Origin of the sequence: Pseudoalteromonas sp. NCIMB 1079, from assembly GCF_040567695.1 — a bacterium.
In the GTDB taxonomy this organism is placed as follows: domain Bacteria; phylum Pseudomonadota; class Gammaproteobacteria; order Enterobacterales; family Alteromonadaceae; genus Pseudoalteromonas; species Pseudoalteromonas distincta.
Window position 1 is genome coordinate 2090276 of record NZ_JBEWZA010000001.1, and the last position, 15912, is coordinate 2106187.

Annotated in this window: 16 protein-coding genes; 7 read left to right on the forward strand and 9 right to left on the reverse strand. The window is 37.8% G+C overall.

Annotation, left to right across the window (positions count from 1 at the left end; genetic code table 11):
* Positions 1–66: 66 nt before the first annotated feature.
* From ABX891_RS09670 to acuR, 3 genes are all read right to left on the reverse strand, one after another.
* A complete protein-coding gene (locus ABX891_RS09670) occupies positions 67–483 on the reverse strand; it encodes a VF530 family protein (RefSeq protein WP_002960902.1) in 417 nt (138 codons plus the stop codon).
* Positions 484–555: 72 nt separating this feature from the next.
* Positions 556–1548 (reverse strand): acrylyl-CoA reductase (NADPH), encoded by a 993-nt coding sequence (acuI, locus tag ABX891_RS09675; RefSeq protein WP_354629374.1) that lies wholly within the window; start codon positions 1546–1548, stop codon positions 556–558.
* A 49-nt stretch (positions 1549–1597) separates the two neighbouring features.
* On the reverse strand, positions 1598–2233 hold the full coding sequence (acuR, locus tag ABX891_RS09680) for an acrylate utilization transcriptional regulator AcuR (RefSeq protein WP_354629375.1): 636 nt from the start codon (positions 2231–2233) through the stop codon (positions 1598–1600).
* A 409-nt stretch (positions 2234–2642) separates the two neighbouring features.
* Here acuR and rmf point away from each other — a divergent pair, with 409 nt between their 5' ends.
* Positions 2643–2813, forward strand: a complete 171-nt coding sequence (gene rmf / locus ABX891_RS09685) for a ribosome modulation factor (protein WP_002960897.1) — start codon at positions 2643–2645, stop codon at positions 2811–2813.
* Positions 2814–2878: 65 nt separating this feature from the next.
* Here rmf and fabA read toward each other — a convergent pair whose 3' ends face one another.
* Positions 2879–3394 carry a bifunctional 3-hydroxydecanoyl-ACP dehydratase/trans-2-decenoyl-ACP isomerase gene (gene fabA, locus ABX891_RS09690; protein ID WP_002960896.1) on the reverse strand — a complete coding sequence of 172 codons (516 nt, stop codon included), beginning with the start codon at positions 3392–3394 and terminating at the stop codon, positions 2879–2881.
* A gap of 203 nt (positions 3395–3597) precedes the next feature.
* Between fabA and ABX891_RS09695 the strand changes: the two genes are divergently transcribed.
* From ABX891_RS09695 to ABX891_RS09705, 3 genes are read left to right on the forward strand one after another with little or no spacing between them, the layout of a single operon-like run.
* Positions 3598–4455, forward strand: coding sequence for a 6-carboxytetrahydropterin synthase (locus tag ABX891_RS09695; RefSeq protein ID WP_024595367.1), 858 nt, complete (start codon positions 3598–3600; stop codon positions 4453–4455).
* Entirely contained in the window at positions 4448–5266 is an 819-nt protein-coding gene (locus ABX891_RS09700; RefSeq protein WP_354629376.1) for a M23 family metallopeptidase, read from the forward strand. The genes ABX891_RS09695 and ABX891_RS09700 overlap by 8 nt, the downstream gene beginning before the upstream one ends.
* A gap of 5 nt (positions 5267–5271) precedes the next feature.
* Complete coding sequence (locus ABX891_RS09705) at positions 5272–5703, forward strand: acyl-CoA thioesterase (protein WP_002960891.1); 432 nt, start codon at positions 5272–5274, stop codon at positions 5701–5703.
* Between the two features lie 272 nt (positions 5704–5975).
* On the opposite strand, the gene ABX891_RS09710 is transcribed toward ABX891_RS09705, so the two are convergent.
* From ABX891_RS09710 to ABX891_RS09730, 5 genes are read right to left on the reverse strand one after another with little or no spacing between them, the layout of a single operon-like run.
* Positions 5976–7298, reverse strand: coding sequence for a Na+/H+ antiporter family protein (locus tag ABX891_RS09710; protein ID WP_354629377.1), 1323 nt, complete (start codon positions 7296–7298; stop codon positions 5976–5978).
* Positions 7299–7306: 8 nt separating this feature from the next.
* On the reverse strand, positions 7307–9277 hold the full coding sequence (locus ABX891_RS09715) for a transglutaminase TgpA family protein (protein ID WP_354629378.1): 1971 nt from the start codon (positions 9275–9277) through the stop codon (positions 7307–7309).
* Entirely contained in the window at positions 9277–10263 is a 987-nt protein-coding gene (locus ABX891_RS09720) for a DUF58 domain-containing protein (RefSeq protein ID WP_354629379.1), read from the reverse strand. The genes ABX891_RS09715 and ABX891_RS09720 overlap by 1 nt, the downstream gene beginning before the upstream one ends.
* A 6-nt stretch (positions 10264–10269) precedes the next feature.
* Positions 10270–11175 (reverse strand): AAA family ATPase, encoded by a 906-nt coding sequence (locus ABX891_RS09725; protein ID WP_182681300.1) that lies wholly within the window; start codon positions 11173–11175, stop codon positions 10270–10272.
* A 13-nt stretch (positions 11176–11188) separates the two neighbouring features.
* Positions 11189–11572, reverse strand: coding sequence for a response regulator (locus ABX891_RS09730; protein ID WP_193226407.1), 384 nt, complete (start codon positions 11570–11572; stop codon positions 11189–11191).
* Positions 11573–12101: 529 nt separating this feature from the next.
* Here ABX891_RS09730 and ABX891_RS09735 point away from each other — a divergent pair.
* The 3 genes from ABX891_RS09735 (at position 12102) to ABX891_RS09745 (ending at position 15906) form a co-directional block, all read left to right on the forward strand.
* Positions 12102–13430: a hypothetical protein gene (locus ABX891_RS09735; protein ID WP_182681299.1), complete on the forward strand. Its 1329-nt coding sequence runs from the start codon at positions 12102–12104 to the stop codon at positions 13428–13430.
* A 152-nt stretch (positions 13431–13582) separates the two neighbouring features.
* Entirely contained in the window at positions 13583–14887 is a 1305-nt protein-coding gene (locus tag ABX891_RS09740) for an ABC transporter substrate-binding protein (protein WP_354629380.1), read from the forward strand.
* 146 nt (positions 14888–15033) lie between these two features.
* On the forward strand, positions 15034–15906 hold the full coding sequence (locus tag ABX891_RS09745; protein WP_354629381.1) for a carbohydrate ABC transporter permease: 873 nt from the start codon (positions 15034–15036) through the stop codon (positions 15904–15906).
* Positions 15907–15912: the final 6 nt, after the last annotated feature.

The window sequence follows — 15912 nt, forward strand, 5'->3', positions numbered from 1 at the left end:
ATAAAAATTACTAAAAGAGAGTTGTAGAGCCATTTAAAATAGCTCTACAAAATTAAATTAGCGTGTTTAGTTACCCCAAGGGTTACTAGAATTAGAGCGTTGTTTACGATCGCGAGCACGTTGCTTTGATGCTTTTTTTTCCATAATACGTTTTGCATCACTAAAACTTAACTCACATGGCTCACCAGGTTTATGATCAGCTGGGATCACGCGATCACGTGGCGGTAATTCGTATTGCACATCATCAGGTCTAGGTAAGTTTTTTAGGCGATAAAGGTAAAAGTTATCTACTTTTTCTTGTGCCCATTGTGTTTTACGTAAAAATTTAACCGCTGACTTTATATCAGGATTGTTTTTAAAGCAGTTAAGTTGTAAATAAGCGTGTAGGAGCTCCCACCCGTATTGTTCAACCAGCTCTTCAACCACTTGTTCTAATTTAACGCCTTGCAGTGGATTATTACTGAAAAGTTCTTGGTTGCTCATAGGTGTTGCCTCGTTATTAAAATACAAGTTGCATTATAAATTTAATAACGAGGCTTTAACAGTGTAAATAGCTTAACTTTGACAATTAACTACAACCCGACCGCGAATTTTGCCTTGCATAAGTAGCTCTGCGTTATCAATGGCGTGTTCTAGTGAAATTTCAGTCGAAATTTTATCTAAATAATCGGCGCTTACTAATTTAGCTAAACGATCCCACGCTTCAATTCTGTCGGCTTTAGGGCGCATTACGCTATCAATGCCTATTAGTGACACACCACGTAATATAAATGGGGCAACTGAGGCAGGTAAATCCATGCCTTGGGCAAGTCCGCAGGCGGTTACTACACCACCATATTTTAATGATGCACAAATATTGGCAAGTGTATGGCTACCTACTGAATCTATTGCCGCTGCAAAGCGCTCTTTTTGCAAAGGCTTACCAGGATTTGAAAGCTCGTTTCTGTCAATTACCTGTTTAGCACCTAACTCTTTTAAATATTCACTTTGATCTAATCGACCCGTAGCTGCTGTTACGTTGTAGCCAAGCTGGTTTAATAAATAAATAGCAAAGCTGCCTACGCCACCATTGGCACCTGTTACCAGTATTTCGCCAGATTCAGGCGTAATACCTTGTTTTTCAAGTGCTATAACACTTAGCATAGCGGTATAACCGGCTGTACCTATTTGCATTGCTTGTTTTGGTGAAATACCTGTAGGCAAGGGGATTAACCAATCGCTATTAAGTGCTGCTTTTTGAGCAAGCCCGCCCCAATGTTTTTCGCCTACACCAAAGCCATTTAATATTACGTTATCGCCATTTTTAAATTCATCGCTGGTGGAATTTGTAACCGTACCCACTAAATCGATACCTGGCACCATAGGAAAACTGCGTACAACGGGGCCTTTCCCCGTAATTGCTAAACCATCTTTATAGTTAATTGTGCTGTATAGCACGTCGATAGACACGTTTTCGTTTGGTAAATCACTGCTTTCGATAGTCGATAATGAGGCGCTGTAGTTATTATCTTCTTTATTAATAACAATGGCTTTAATTGGGTTACTCATGGGATATCCTTTTAGACCGATCGTCTTTTAATTGGTAAATAAAAACGCATTAGGTTAATAATGCGCGTAAAAACATTTCTGTATATAAAGTAAGTGGAGTATTTGATTTTGTGAGCTTGGCGCGCATAACCGCACCTTCCCAGCCAATCCAAAAGTACTCACTCATCAATTTTGTATTTACATGGCTTGCAATAGTGCCTTGTTGCTTAGCTTGGTTTAAACAAACCTCTACCTGGTTTTGCCAAGCGGTGTAGCTTTGCATTAATCTGGTTTTAAACTCATCACTTAAATGGTTAAGCTCTTGATTTAAGTTACCGACTAAACAGCCACGTTTGTAATCGTATTTTTTCATCCCTTTAATTGCGCTTTGGGTAAAATTAACGATTCGCTCAAGTGGGGGAACATCTTCTTGCTGTAGGTAATGGGTAAGCTTTGCAATAAAGTAACTGTTGTATGCATCAACTAGGGCAATGCCGTAGGCTTCTTTACTTTTAAAGTAATGATAAAAAGAGCCTTTAGGTACAGCCGCTTTTTTTAAAATAGTATCGAGCCCAGTGGCGCTAAAGCCAAATTCAGTTAAGGTTTCTAGGCCCGTGCGAATAAGTAACGCTTTGGTATCGGCGTTCTCTCTGGCTATTTTAGGTGGGCGACCACGGCGTATTGGTGTTGATGTATTTTTGTTCATGTACGTATATTAGACCGATCGACTTTCAATAATCAAGCATAAATTTAAATTGTTTAAAAATACTTCAAGTTAGGGGCGGGCTACTAATTTAAGATTAATGAAATAAAAGTGTCACGATTACATTTTTGTTTGGAACTTAGTCAATATTAGTCGGTCACAAATAAAGCACATAAGTGCTTTTTAGCGATTATTTAGTCGCATTTTATTTAGCATAAAACCGGTCAAATTAAATGTTGTATGACCACTTACTTTTTTAAATGTTAATTCATTTTTGCATCAGCAGCTTAGTTAAAGTCAAACAATTTAATTGCTTTTACGATTTGAATTTTACATTTTTATTAACTATTCATTAAATGTAGATTTCACTAATGCTACACAATATATAAATAAAAAGGTGAGGATATTACCGATGAAGAGACAGAAAAGAGATCGTTTAGAAAGAGCTCATTCTCAAGGTTTTAAAGCAGGTTTAGCAGGTCGCTCAAAAGAGCTATGCCCTTATCAACAAGTAGATCCCAAATCAGAGTGGTTAGGAGGTTGGCGTGAAGCGATTGAAAACCGCAACATGTACAAAACCTAAAATCAATAATCGAATTTAAGCAAATAGGCCTCCACGTTGGAGGCCTTTTTGTGCGCATTTAAAAATTAAAACGCGCTAGTGTCTTGGAACAAGCCCACTTTTAAATCTTTTGCTTCGTAAATTACTCGGCCATCTACTTCTACAGTGCCATCTGCAACGCCCATGAACAATTTACGTTTAATTACGCGTTTCATTACAAGGCGGTAAGTTACTTTTTTATTAGTTGGTAAAATTTGGCCAGTAAATTTAACTTCACCCACACCTAGCGCACGGCCAAGACCTGGGCCACCAGACCAACCTAAGTAAAAACCAACTAGTTGCCACATAGCATCTAAGCCTAAACAACCTGGCATTACTGGGTCGCCTTTAAAATGACAATCGAAAAACCAAAGGCTAGGGTCAATATCAAGCTCAGCAACAATTTCGCCTTTCCCATGAATACCGCCATCAGCAGTAATAGAGGTAATGCGATCCATCATTAACATGTTGTCACTTGGTAAACGGCAGTTACCTTCACCAAACATTTCACCTTGACCACACAGGATCAACTCTTCTTTTGTATAGCTATTTTTAGGTTCCATAACACTTATCTTCGCTTAGAAATTGCCAAGTACTTTAGCGTACACTTGTACGCTAAACAACTCGGAGCAGTTAAAAAATCAAAATATTGCATATTAAATCATCAATCAATCAACGCGATTGGTTTTTGCACTATAAAACCGCGCAATTACAATCAGAAATCATTATAATTAACGCTGTCTTATAACCAGTCTAAAGGAAGTTTATGATCCTTTTTGTTAACTCACTAACTGTGATTGATTTTTCTTACTTATGTAACAAACGCGGCGCCGTTGGCGAGAGCTGGATTGTTGATTTAACTTTGCACGGTAAACTTAACGAAGAGTCTATGGTTTTAGACTTTGGTTTAGTTAAAAAGCAAATTAAAGGCATTATAGATGAGTGTATTGATCACCGTTTAGCAATTCCTACAGGGCTTAATGGCACTGTATCTGAATTTGACGAGCATAAAACACTCGACTGTACATTTGGTGAAAATAATCACTTAGCTATGAGCGCTCCTCATCAAGCTTATTGCATGATTAACGCAGACGAAGTAACTGTTGAATCGGTTACCGAATTTTTAATTGCGACTATTTTACCGAAGCTACCAGATAACATTGAAAAAATTGAGCTGTCTCTTAAGCCTGAACACAGCCAAAGTTTTTACTATCATTACAGCCATGGCCTTAAAAAGCATGACGGTAATTGCCAGCGTATTATTCATGGGCATCGTTCTCAAATTGGTATTAGCCTAGATGGTATCTCTATGCCGCGCTTGCAAAAAGAATGGTCTCAAAAGTGGGAAGATATTTACTTAGCCACCAGTGAAGATCAAATTAACGCAGCTGATTTAAAACACATAACAGCCAAAGCGGGTGATGTATGTTTTGCTTATACATCGGCACAAGGCTATTTTGAAATGGCTATAAGCGAGTCTCGTTGCGACATTTTGCCAGTAGATACCACTGTAGAATGTATTGCTGAACATGTAGCTGGCCAAATTAAAGCCCAATACCCAGAAAAAGCAGTGAAAGTAACGGCTTATGAAGGTGTTGGAAAAGGATCGATTAGTTATGTTTAAAACACTTTTAGCAACAGCGCTTGTTGCCTCTGCTACCTTTAGTGCTATGGCGCTTGAGTTAAAAGGACATTTAACACAAGGCGGTTTAGTTACAGGAAAGCTAGAAAACGCTAAATTAGTAAGCTTAGATGGCAAAAGCTTAAAACTTTCGCAAAATGGTGACTTTGTATTTGGTTTTGGTCGTGACGCTGAAACTACTCATACTTTAAAATGGGTAGATAACAATGGTAAATCGCATTCACAGCCAATAGCTATCACTAAGCGCGAATATAAAATTGATAAAATTACCGGCGTAGCTAAAAAATATGTATCTCCACCAAAAGAAGTTAGTGCGCGTATAAGCCGCGAAGCAGTTGCTGTGCGAAAAGCCAGAGAAGTAGACTCTGATTTATTGTACTTTTTAGATCCTGTTTTAAAGCCTGCAGAAGGGCGCATATCGGGTGTTTATGGTAGTCAGCGCTATTTTAATGGCGAGCCTCGTCGTCCGCACTTTGGCTTAGACATCGCTAATAAAACAGGCTCTCCTGTTTACGCGCCTATTAGTGGTACCGTGGTATTTGCTGAACCTGATTTATATTACTCAGGCGGTACATTAATTATTGATCATGGCCATGGTATTACCTCAACTTACATTCACTTAAGTAAGCTTGATGTAAAAGTGGGTGATAAAATTGAGCAAGGTAACAAAGTGGCTGAAATTGGTGCAACTGGACGTGTAACGGGTCCTCACCTAGATTGGCGTTTTAACTGGAAAGGCGAACGCCTTGATCCTGCATTACTTATGCAAGATACATTAGCAAACAAAAAGTAGAGATTATGACTGACGTAAATCGCGATGCAATAATTGCTCAGCGTATTGAAGACTCAACCACATCGGTAACTAAAACCGTGTTTCCAGGGCGTACTAATCATCACAATACTTTATTTGGTGGTGATGCACTGGCGTGGATGGATGAAGTGGCATTTATAGCAGCGACTCGTTTTTGCCGTAAGCCTTTGGTAACTATATCTTCTGATAGAGTCGATTTTAAAGAAGCCATACCAGCAGGTACTTTTGCAGAGTTAATAGCTAAAGTAGTGCATGTAGGTAACACCAGCTTAAAAGTTGACGTAGATATATTATTAGAAACCATGCACAAAGACGATAAGCATTCAGCCATTAGTGGCAGCTTTACGTTTGTTGCAGTTGATGATAACCACAGACCGACTCCGGTAGTATGCGACAAAATGATTTATGGTTTTGATTAACTTAAAGCTTTGAATACGCGCTAAAGTAAAATTATATAAGCACCTTAATTGGTGCTTATATAATTCGACCAAAAGAACACATCATACTGAATATTAATAAAGTATAACCTCAACAACAGAGTTAGTATTAACTAAAAGAAAGTAATCAGACTGGGGGGGATTGATAGGGGTGAGAGTTGTTGGATTTGGATACTAAAAAGGTATGCTTTTAACATACCTTTTTGGTTATATTTAGCTTTTAATTACATTTATTAAACTTACATAAATACTTTTTAAAGTACCATTGCTGCAATCCAGCCAAATATCAGCAGCGGAATGTTAAAGTGAATAAACGTTGGAATAACAGAGTCTTTAATATGGTCGTGCTGGCCATCGGCATTTAAACCCGATGTTGGGCCAAGCGTTGAATCTGAAGCAGGAGAGCCTGCATCACCTAGAGCGCCCGCAGTACCAACAAGCGCAGCAGTAGCCATAACAGAAAACCCAAGGTCTAAGCATAAAGGCACAAACAAAGTTGCAATAATAGGCACTGTTGAAAACGAACTGCCAATTCCCATTGTAATTAATAACCCGACTAACAAAATAACACCGGCGGCCAAAGGTTTATTACCATCAAAAAGGGCGGCTGCGCTGTGAACTAAGCTTGCTACATCGCCAGTGGCTTGCATAACCGATGCAAAACCTTGTGCCGATATCATAATAAAGCCAATCATGGCCATCATCGCAACGCCTTTACTAAATACGTCGCCGTTTTCTTCCCACTTAACTATACCAAAAACACTAAATATCATTACACCTACTAAGCCACCTAAAATCATTGAGCCACTTAGGTTTTGTGCGACAAGTGAGGCAAGTACTGCAAAAAGCCCGACAATCATTACTTTTTTAGGGTTTTCTACCTCAGCCGATTTACTAACAGTTGTTAATGGGAGCTCGGTGTATTCGCGGCGTTTTTTGTAGGTAATAAATACCGCAATAAGTAATCCAATAAACATACCTAATGCAGGAATTATCATCGCCATAGGGACTTGTGTATTTACAATGTCTAGGCCGTTATCAACTAGGTTTTTGTGCAAAATAGAATATAAGTAAATACCCCCAAAACCATAAGGCAGCACCATGTAAGACGTTGCTAATCCAAATGTTAAAATACACGCTATAGCACGTCTGTCTAATCTTAACTGATTAAAAACAACGAGTAACGGTGGAATTAAAATAGGAATAAACGCTATGTGTACAGGGACTAAGTTTTGCGAAGAAATTGCACAACCTAAAATAATTAATAAAATGAAGTAACTTAAAAATGTTTCATTACCGCTGCCTTTTGCATTTACTTTAGCAAGTAGCTTATCAGCGAGAATGCGTGTTAAACCCGACTTTGAAATAGCAACGGCAAACGCGCCGAGCATAGCATAACTTAGTGCAATTTCAGCTCCAGCTGAAAGGCCAGAATTAAACGCATCAACACTTTCTTTTATGCCCAAGCCTGCAGTAAGACCTGCAACTAACGCACTTATGATCATTGCAACAATGACGTTAACGCGAGCCAGAGATAGCCCGAGCATTAAAATAACGCCTATAACAACAGCATTCATAGTATTCTCTATTTGGAAATTTTAATTAATTTTATCAGATCTTTAGCCTGAGTTTTACGCTCTTTCGTAAAAGGTTTTTTACCATAGCGTACTTGGTTAAATAACTGCCTAAAAGTGTTTATAGATTGTGCAGAACGAGGAAGTTGATCAGCAAAAAAGTCTAACTGCTGACTCGGTGTTAAATTATCGGGTGTATTTATTTTTTGTTTTTTAGCCCATGCTTTTACTTCATAAAACTCTTTAACCATAGGCGCTAATTTAGACGGGCGTTTTGGCAAGTTTAAATAAATAAAATAACCTATAAAACAAAAACCAGCTGTTAGTAAAACCATTAATGGTCCAAGCCAAATGTATTTACTACCAAAAATCGATTTTAAAAAATCATTTTGTTTTTCTTCGTCAAAACCAAGTACCCAGCTAGACCATTGATAATCGAGGTTTTCAAGTTCCAACCTTAACCAATTAATAGCGGGGAAATTACTTAAACTCACTAAACCAAAATCAAGGTTACTTTTAAATTCGTCATTCAGCTCTTCGTTCTGCGAAAGTGAGCCATTTAAACGCTCTGGTGCAACAACGGCGGTTGCATCAAAAATAACCCAACCTTCGTTTTGTAAAAATACTTCTACCCATGCATGTGCGTCGTATTGGCGAACAGTGAGCGTATTATTATCTTGATTTAATTCACCACCTAAATAGCCACTTACTAGTCGAGCGGGTATACCTGCGGTTCTAAACATGTACGCAGCGGCACTGGCATAGTGGCCACAAAAGCCACGTTGGTTTTCAAATAAAAATTGGTCAATTGTATTATCACCGCTCATAGGAGTGGGAGTTAATGTGTAAGTAAATCCCGTACCTGCAAAGTATTGTAATAAGCGGTTATAAAAATCGCGATCAGAGTGTGTATCTTGCTCTAATTTTTTAGCAAGTGATGATGTTTTTACATTCTTTTTATAAGCGAGGTATTTGTAGCGTTTTTCTTCAAATTCGCCAAGCGGTAAAGCTGTGAAGTTAAAGCTATTTACATCGTATTGTAAGTTTTTAGCTTGGCGACTTTTTTTACGCAATAAACCTAGCGAATTACCTTCAACATTTGGTGAGTTACTACTGGAATACGCTAAACCATAGAGCCATTTTTGTGTAGCAGGCTCTGTAATAACTGAGTAGCTTGCAATAAGTTGCTCATCATTTTCGCTCTGCGTATTTGTTTTTACATTATTATATTTTAAAAAGTCAGACGTAAGCCACGCATTGCCATTAAACTCATCATGGACTATTGCTCGCCAATAATAAGGCGCTACAGGCTTTTCTTTATTAAATTTAGCTCTAAACACAAGTTCATCTGAGTTTGAAAGCTTAGCAATATCGAAAGGATCGACTTGTTCAGAAAGCCCTGTTTTAGCAAGCTTAGGTCCAGGTAGCTGCCAAAAGGCGGGCATTTTTGGTAAAAAAAGCAGTAAAAATATAGCTAAAGGAAGCGCTAAAAGTAGCAATTTACCACTTTGCTTAGAGGCGATTTTTAAATTATGTTTGGACTCGAGTAGGCCAAGTACTGCAAAGTTTAATATGTATAAATTACTTACCGTTAACGTCGTTAAAATACTTTGGTTAAATAAATACACCGATGAGAGTGAAAAAAACGTAAGCGTTGTAATTACATGATAGTGTTTTTTGGTTTTAGCCTGCAGCAACTTAAATAAACTAGCAAGTAGCAGCATGGCCACAAATAAAATAACCGTATCCGACATGCCTACTGTGTAGAGCATTAAACCTAATGACACACCTGCGAGTATATTTGCCAGCCAAGCATTTGGCTTGGGTTTATTACTCAGCGTTATGTAAAAGTTCCATGCACAAATAAGTGAAAGTACACCTACGAAAACAAGCGGTAAATGTGATACAAAAAATACAATCAAACATGCATATATAAAAGACAGCGAATAATTTATTACTTTTTCGTTTTTAAGTATGTCCATTACACATCACCATTAAATGAGCATAATAACTCTAAGCATTGCTGCTTATGTTGCTGTCCGGTATTTGTATTTATCGTTTTATTCGGTAGTTTTAACATAAAAGGGGTGTTTTTCTCGGTTGCTTCACACACTAAAAAGCATAACTGGCTTAAACGTTGTTCTGTATCTCCATTCATTAACGTAAAATCGAAGAGTGCATTTGCTGTTTTAAAGTCTACAAATTCTTTAACTAACAACTGCTGAGTTTTTGCGTAATGTTTCCACGACACTCTTTGCAAGCCCATTTCAGGTAAATGTGGGATAAGAGACTCAAACTCTTCGCTACCAGATTGTGTAGAAATACCTTTATCGGCTTGCTCATCAAGCATAGAAACATGCGCATCACTGTGTACTTGTTCATGCGACGGGTATACAAATATATCTTCTTGTAATTGAATGTAGCTCCAAACAGTCATCAAACCAAAGGGATAGTTACTCGCTATTTTAATACGTTGCACTGAGTACTTACCGCGTGAGCTGTAGGGTAAGTTGAGTGTAAGTAACTGAGGTTTACTATCAACTTGGCCGGTATGTTTGTGAGTTTGGTCACTATCTTGATATGTTAAATTAATAGATTGGGTAACAGAAGGGCTTTGTAATTCAAATATAATACTCGGTTTTTGAGGAGCGTAGCTGTTAAATGCATCTTTAAATTTAACTGTTAAGCCTTTAGCGTTACTGTAGCCCATTAATACAGCAATAATCATTACCACAAACATAAGATAAGACATTATTAAAATTAAATTATTTTGATAATTAATGCCCATTACAAAGTTTAAAATAGCAACAATTACAAAGTACCAACCGAGGGATGATGGCAATACATAAATTGTTCTGTGTTCAAGTGTAATTGAGTTTTTTAAATGTTTATTTTTTAATAACTTATTAAATACACTTTGCTTAAATGACTTAAATAAAGAAGGGCGCTTAGCTGTTTTTTTTGGCATAAAAATTTATACCGGAACTAAAACGTTTTTTAAAATATCATTTACTTGCGCTTCACCTGACTCGTTATGCAAACCTAATCGATGCTGACACACACTTGCAAATACAGCTTGAACATCTTCTGGCATTACAAAATCACGACCATCAATAAAGGCCCACGACCTAGCCGCTTTAGCCAGAGCCATACTAGCACGAGGTGATAACGATGATGCAAAAGCGTTGCTTGTGCGTGTGTAATTAACAAGCTCTATAATGTAGTCAATAACCGGGCTACTTAAAGCAATTTGGCTTATCTGGGTTTGAATTGCCGCTAACTCTTGTTGGTTAATACGCTTAGGTAATTGGCTGTAATCTCGTTTTTGCATATTCAAAATTAAGCGTTTTTCGGCTTCTTTAGGTGGAAAACCTAAGCTAATGCGCATTAAAAATCGGTCTAATTGCGACTCAGGTAACGGGTAGGTACCTGATTGATAAAGCGGGTTTTGTGTTGCTATCACAAAAAATGGATTTGGCAGCGTATATTTTTTTCCATCAACTGTTACTTGCTGCTCTTCCATTGCTTCAAGCAACGCACTTTGTGTTTTGGGTCCTGCGCGGTTTATTTCATCAGCTAAAACAACTTGGCTAAAAATAGGGCCTTTATGAAACGTAAAACTGTGCTCGGTAGAGTTAAACACATTAGTACCCAAAATATCAGCAGGAAGAAGATCACTGGTAAATTGTATACGCTGATACGATAAACCTAGCACAGCTGACAATGCATGAGAAAGAGTGGTTTTTCCCATACCAGGCAAATCTTCAATGAGTAAATGTCCTTCGCTAAATAAGCATGTAAGTGCCAGTTTTATTTGTTGTTGTTTTCCAAATATAACACTCGAAAGATCGTCTATAATCGCAGTAACAGTACTATGCATGCTAACCTTATTATTATTCTATTATTTCAAGACGCTTCATTACAGTGTCTACTTTTTTTGTGTTGAAAGGTTTTGCAATAAAGCCTTTAGCGCCCATTTCCCACGTGTTTTGTACGTTTTCGAGACTATTGTGGCCAGAGCACATAACAACATGAGTGTGCGGGTAAGCACTATTAATGTATTCCAAAATATCTGCACCGTTAGAGTCAGGTAAATCTACATCTACAAATATAACGCCTGGCGGTTTATTGTCCATAATAGGTTTAGCTGAGCTAAAATCGGCGCTTTCTAATATATCTTCAAACCCTAAGTCAGTTAAAATTTGGTTTAGATAATCACGAATTTCCTTAACGTCATCAATAATGAGGATGGGCTCTAGCGGGCGAACAAATTCCATATGTAGGTTACTTCTATTTTGAATACATCTAAGTGCTTTAATACTAAGCTAACCCCTTCATAAGCTCAAGAACGTTACTTAAAAAACACTAATAAATAAACTGTTTATAGGTTTACCCAACAACCTATTTTTAAAGGATTACCTGCTTTCATATCTTCTACTAACTTATATTTTCATTAATTGTAATGAACAATAATGACGTATCTACAATAAATCCCTTAATCCTAAACTTTATTCCATCAAAATTTGATGTAACAAATTTGCTACTTAACTTATTGATTCAAAAATATTTACATACAAATTCGATTTTTTGTAAACGTTTTGTAATAAAAAATCGTTGACCTTCTAAATTCATTCTGTGATTATGCCCAGCAGATGAGCTTATGCTCACAAGTGCATTTTCATTAACCATTTAATGTTTTGCTCAGTCAGCCTCATCTATACACACTGAATTAATACCAATTTCATTAAATGAAAATGCAATTTAATAAAGTTGGCATTACACACCACACTAAATAAAGAGCTTATTATGTTGAATAATAAAAAGACTAAATTTGCAATTTCTCTCATAGCGGCAGCTATGGCTACATCGGCTCCAGCACAGGCTGATATTTCTGAATATTTAGATCGCGTTGACGTAGACTTTTTACTAATGCAAAACTTTCAGTCAATTCAGGCTAAAGACGGTGCATTTCGTCCAGAAGATGAAGAACAAGAATCAGGATTTGGCCGTATTAGAGCAAATCTAATGCTTAAATTTCATATTAACGAGTTCATTACTGCCGATATAGATATTGCAGAAGAGCCTAATGACTTTGGTGGCGAAGATCGTGACTTTTCATTTCACAACGATTTTGCAGGTGTTGAATTTGACTTACTAGGCCTTTATGGCACACCAAAAGAAAACGCAAATTTAACACTGCGTTTAGGTAACATTGGTGGGTCGCCTTTCCAATTTAAAGGTTTTCAAGACGGCGCAGATAACCAAAGTAATGCACTTATTGGTAATGGTATTACCGATTACGCAACCGCAGAAAACGGTGCACAGCTAAGTTACAGCGAAACTTTCGATAGTGGTGTAGTACGTGCGTATAATGTTACAGGTCACATTACGACTTCAAGTTTCGGTGAAGCATTTCAAGAAGACAGAGGTTATAACTACCGACTTCAAGGTACTTTAGAATTTGAAGGTGGCTTTAAAGCAGGTTTAAACTTATTAAAAGCGAATCAAGGCGACCAGTTACGTTTTGAAAATGGCGTAGCAAGTCTTAATGGTGTAACCACAACAAACTATCGCTTTGGCGATGGTGAAAACTATAATTTCTCAGCGTCACCTTCGAATGAGCGTGACACTCACGTTGGCGCAATGCCAGGGCTTGAGCAATCAATCATCCAGCTTAACTTAGCTTATCAACCATCTGACGAAACTAGTCTAATTTTTATGGTTGGTAAATCATCTGATGACTACACATTTGCAGATGCCGCTGGTAATGCAGTTGCCGGTATTACCTACTTTGGTACAAACGGCATAGCTGATGAAAATGGCACTACTTTTGATTCAAACAGTGTAATAGAAGGCGACTCATCGGTTGAGTACTTCGTGTTTGAAGCACAACAATATATTATTCCTAAAAAGCTATATGTAGCGGCTCGTTATGCAGAAGCCGAAAACACTTCCGACTTAATTGAACAAACAGACAACACAGTAGAGCGTATTCAAGTAGCCGCAGGTTACTGGTTTAACGATAAAACGCTTTTAAAAGTTGAGTATGTTAACCAAGAAGAAGGTGTTAATTCGGGCGGCCAAATCGGTAAAGGATTTGACGGCTTCACTTCTGAAATATCTGTTAAATTTTAAATCATTATCCAACTAGTCTAACTATTTAAACAAAGGACCTATAAAGGCACTTTGCGGGCAGTTTTATGCGTTAAAACTGCCATAAATAGAATTGGCAATAGATTGAAATTTAATAGCACTTGTTAAAGCATAACGTGTATGGGGAATACCCGATGAAAAATAAATTAATTATGCTCGCGTGTGGCTTTATAAGCATGGGCGCTGCGGCAAAAGAAACAATTACAATAGCGACTGTTAATAACGGTGACATGATCACCATGAAAGAATTAAGTAGTGACTTTACCAGCAAAAACCCTGATATAGATCTAAAATGGGTCACTCTAGAGGAAAACATTCTTCGCCAACGTGTCACTACCGATGTAGCAACAAAGGGCGGCCAATACGATGTTATGACCATAGGTACTTATGAAGTACCAATTTGGGGCAAACAAAATTGGATAAAAGAGCTGGATAATTTAGGTGAAAACTACGATTTAGACGATTTAATTCCGGCAATTCGAAGCGGTTTAACGATTAACGACAAACTTTATGCTGCACCATTTTATGGTGAAAGTTCAATGGTTATGTACCGCACTGACTTAATGGAAAAAGCAGGGCTAACTATGCCTAAAGCCCCAACATGGGACTTTATACGCAAAGCTGCTAAAGCGATGACAGATAAAAAAGAAGGTGTTTATGGCCTTTGTCTACGTGGTAAAGCAGGTTGGGGCGAAAACGTTGCGCTTATTACATCCATGGCAAATTCGTTTGGTGCGCGTTGGTTTGATGAAAATTGGAAACCTCAGTTTAATACCCCAGAGTGGGAAAATACCCTTCAGTATTATGTCGATGTGATGAAAGAATCTGGTCCTGCTGGTTCATCAGCAAACGGTTTTAATGAAAACCTTGCACTATTTCAAACCGGAAAATGTGGTATTTGGATTGATGCAACCGTTGCAGGCGCATTTGTTACTAACAAAAAAGACTCAGAAGTTGCCGATAAAGTATGGTTTGCACTTGCACCAGATAACGGTCTAGGTAAACGCGGTAACTGGTTATGGTCTTGGACTTTAGCCGTACCGGCAAGCAGCAAAAAACCAGATGCCGCAATGAAATTTATTAGCTGGGCAACATCTAAAGAATACACTCAACTTGTAGCCGACAAAAAAGGTTGGGCAAAAGTACCGCCAGGTACACGTAAATCACTTTACAGTAATCAAAAGTACATGGACGCAGCACCGTTTGCGCAAATTACCTTAGATTCTATTCAATCTGCAGATCCTAAAAATCCGACCGTTAAACCGGTGCCTTATGTAGGTATTCAGTTTGTTGCTATTCCTGAGTTTCAAGGAATTGGTACAGCTGTTGGGCAACAATTCTCAGCAGCATTAACTGGCCAAATGACCGTTAAGCAAGCGCTTAGTACGTCTCAGCACCTTGTTAAGCGAACAATGCGTAAAGCTCGCTATCCTAAATAGCAAGTAATGGGCGGGTAATTACTCAAACTTACCCAATATTTTATGTCAATTCTATTTACTTGTTAGTTATAAACACTATCAAGGGTTTCTGATTTACACTTGATAGTTAACAAGTAAATAGAATTGGCTTTTTTAAGGTCACCTTTATGGCAACAACTAACTCGCGCACGCTTGCTCGGTTTATGCTTCTTCCTAGTGTAATTTTATTACTTGCTTGGATGATAGTTCCGCTGTGTATGACACTGTATTTTTCATTTATTGATTACAACTTACTCGTTCCAGGGGATAAAGAGTTTGTAGGCTTTTTAAACTATGAGTTTTTTCTAACTGATCCGGCTTTTTTTGAATCATTTTTTAACACGCTTTACCTAGTAACTGGGGTTTTACTTATCACTATTTGTGGTGGTATTGGCTTAGCTATTTTACTAGACCAAGCAATATGGGGACGAAATTACGTTCGCATTATGGTACTAGCCCCATTTTTTGTAATGCCAACTGTGTCGGCATTGGTATGGAAAAACATGCTAATGAACCCAGTTAATGGCTTATTTGCACATTTCGCGATTTGGCTTGGCTTTGAACCTATCGACTTTTTTGCTCAAATGCCGTTATTTTCAATCATCATAATTGTGTCTTGGCAGTGGTTACCATTTGCAGCATTAATACTGCTAACAGCAATACAGTCATTAGACCGTGAACAATTAGAAGCGGCTGATTTAGACGGAGCTGGCCCACATAGTAAGTTTTTTTACATCGTTTTGCCGCACTTATCGCGCGCTGTAACCGCTGTTATTTTAATCGAAACTATATTTTTATTGTCAATCTTTGCTGAAATATTAGTTACAACCAGCGGTGGTCCTGGTTATTCGTCGACCAATATAACGTACTTAATTTACACGCAATCACTACTTCAATTTGATGTAGGTGGCGGTTCGGCAGGGGGCATAGTTGCAGTAATAATTGCAAATATTGTCGCTATATTTTTAATGCGCTTAATTGGCAAAAACTTGGAGGGTTAATTATGA

What these genes read in the sequence shown, in the direction of transcription:
- ABX891_RS09670 (WP_002960902.1), bottom strand. Translation starts at nt 483, where the DNA reads ATGAGCAACCAAGAACTTTTCAGTAATAATCCACTGCAAGGCGTTAAA.
- acuI (WP_354629374.1), bottom strand. Translation starts at nt 1,548, where the DNA reads ATGAGTAACCCAATTAAAGCCATTGTTATTAATAAAGAAGATAATAAC.
- acuR (WP_354629375.1), bottom strand. Translation starts at nt 2,233, where the DNA reads ATGAACAAAAATACATCAACACCAATACGCCGTGGTCGCCCACCTAAA.
- rmf (WP_002960897.1), top strand. Translation starts at nt 2,643, where the DNA reads ATGAAGAGACAGAAAAGAGATCGTTTAGAAAGAGCTCATTCTCAAGGT.
- fabA (WP_002960896.1), bottom strand. Translation starts at nt 3,394, where the DNA reads ATGGAACCTAAAAATAGCTATACAAAAGAAGAGTTGATCCTGTGTGGT.
- ABX891_RS09695 (WP_024595367.1), top strand. Translation starts at nt 3,598, where the DNA reads ATGATCCTTTTTGTTAACTCACTAACTGTGATTGATTTTTCTTACTTA.
- ABX891_RS09700 (WP_354629376.1), top strand. Translation starts at nt 4,448, where the DNA reads ATGTTTAAAACACTTTTAGCAACAGCGCTTGTTGCCTCTGCTACCTTT.
- ABX891_RS09705 (WP_002960891.1), top strand. Translation starts at nt 5,272, where the DNA reads ATGACTGACGTAAATCGCGATGCAATAATTGCTCAGCGTATTGAAGAC.
- ABX891_RS09710 (WP_354629377.1), bottom strand. Translation starts at nt 7,298, where the DNA reads ATGAATGCTGTTGTTATAGGCGTTATTTTAATGCTCGGGCTATCTCTG.
- ABX891_RS09715 (WP_354629378.1), bottom strand. Translation starts at nt 9,277, where the DNA reads ATGGACATACTTAAAAACGAAAAAGTAATAAATTATTCGCTGTCTTTT.
- ABX891_RS09720 (WP_354629379.1), bottom strand. Translation starts at nt 10,263, where the DNA reads ATGCCAAAAAAAACAGCTAAGCGCCCTTCTTTATTTAAGTCATTTAAG.
- ABX891_RS09725 (WP_182681300.1), bottom strand. Translation starts at nt 11,175, where the DNA reads ATGCATAGTACTGTTACTGCGATTATAGACGATCTTTCGAGTGTTATA.
- ABX891_RS09730 (WP_193226407.1), bottom strand. Translation starts at nt 11,572, where the DNA reads ATGGAATTTGTTCGCCCGCTAGAGCCCATCCTCATTATTGATGACGTT.
- ABX891_RS09735 (WP_182681299.1), top strand. Translation starts at nt 12,102, where the DNA reads ATGTTGAATAATAAAAAGACTAAATTTGCAATTTCTCTCATAGCGGCA.
- ABX891_RS09740 (WP_354629380.1), top strand. Translation starts at nt 13,583, where the DNA reads ATGAAAAATAAATTAATTATGCTCGCGTGTGGCTTTATAAGCATGGGC.
- ABX891_RS09745 (WP_354629381.1), top strand. Translation starts at nt 15,034, where the DNA reads ATGGCAACAACTAACTCGCGCACGCTTGCTCGGTTTATGCTTCTTCCT.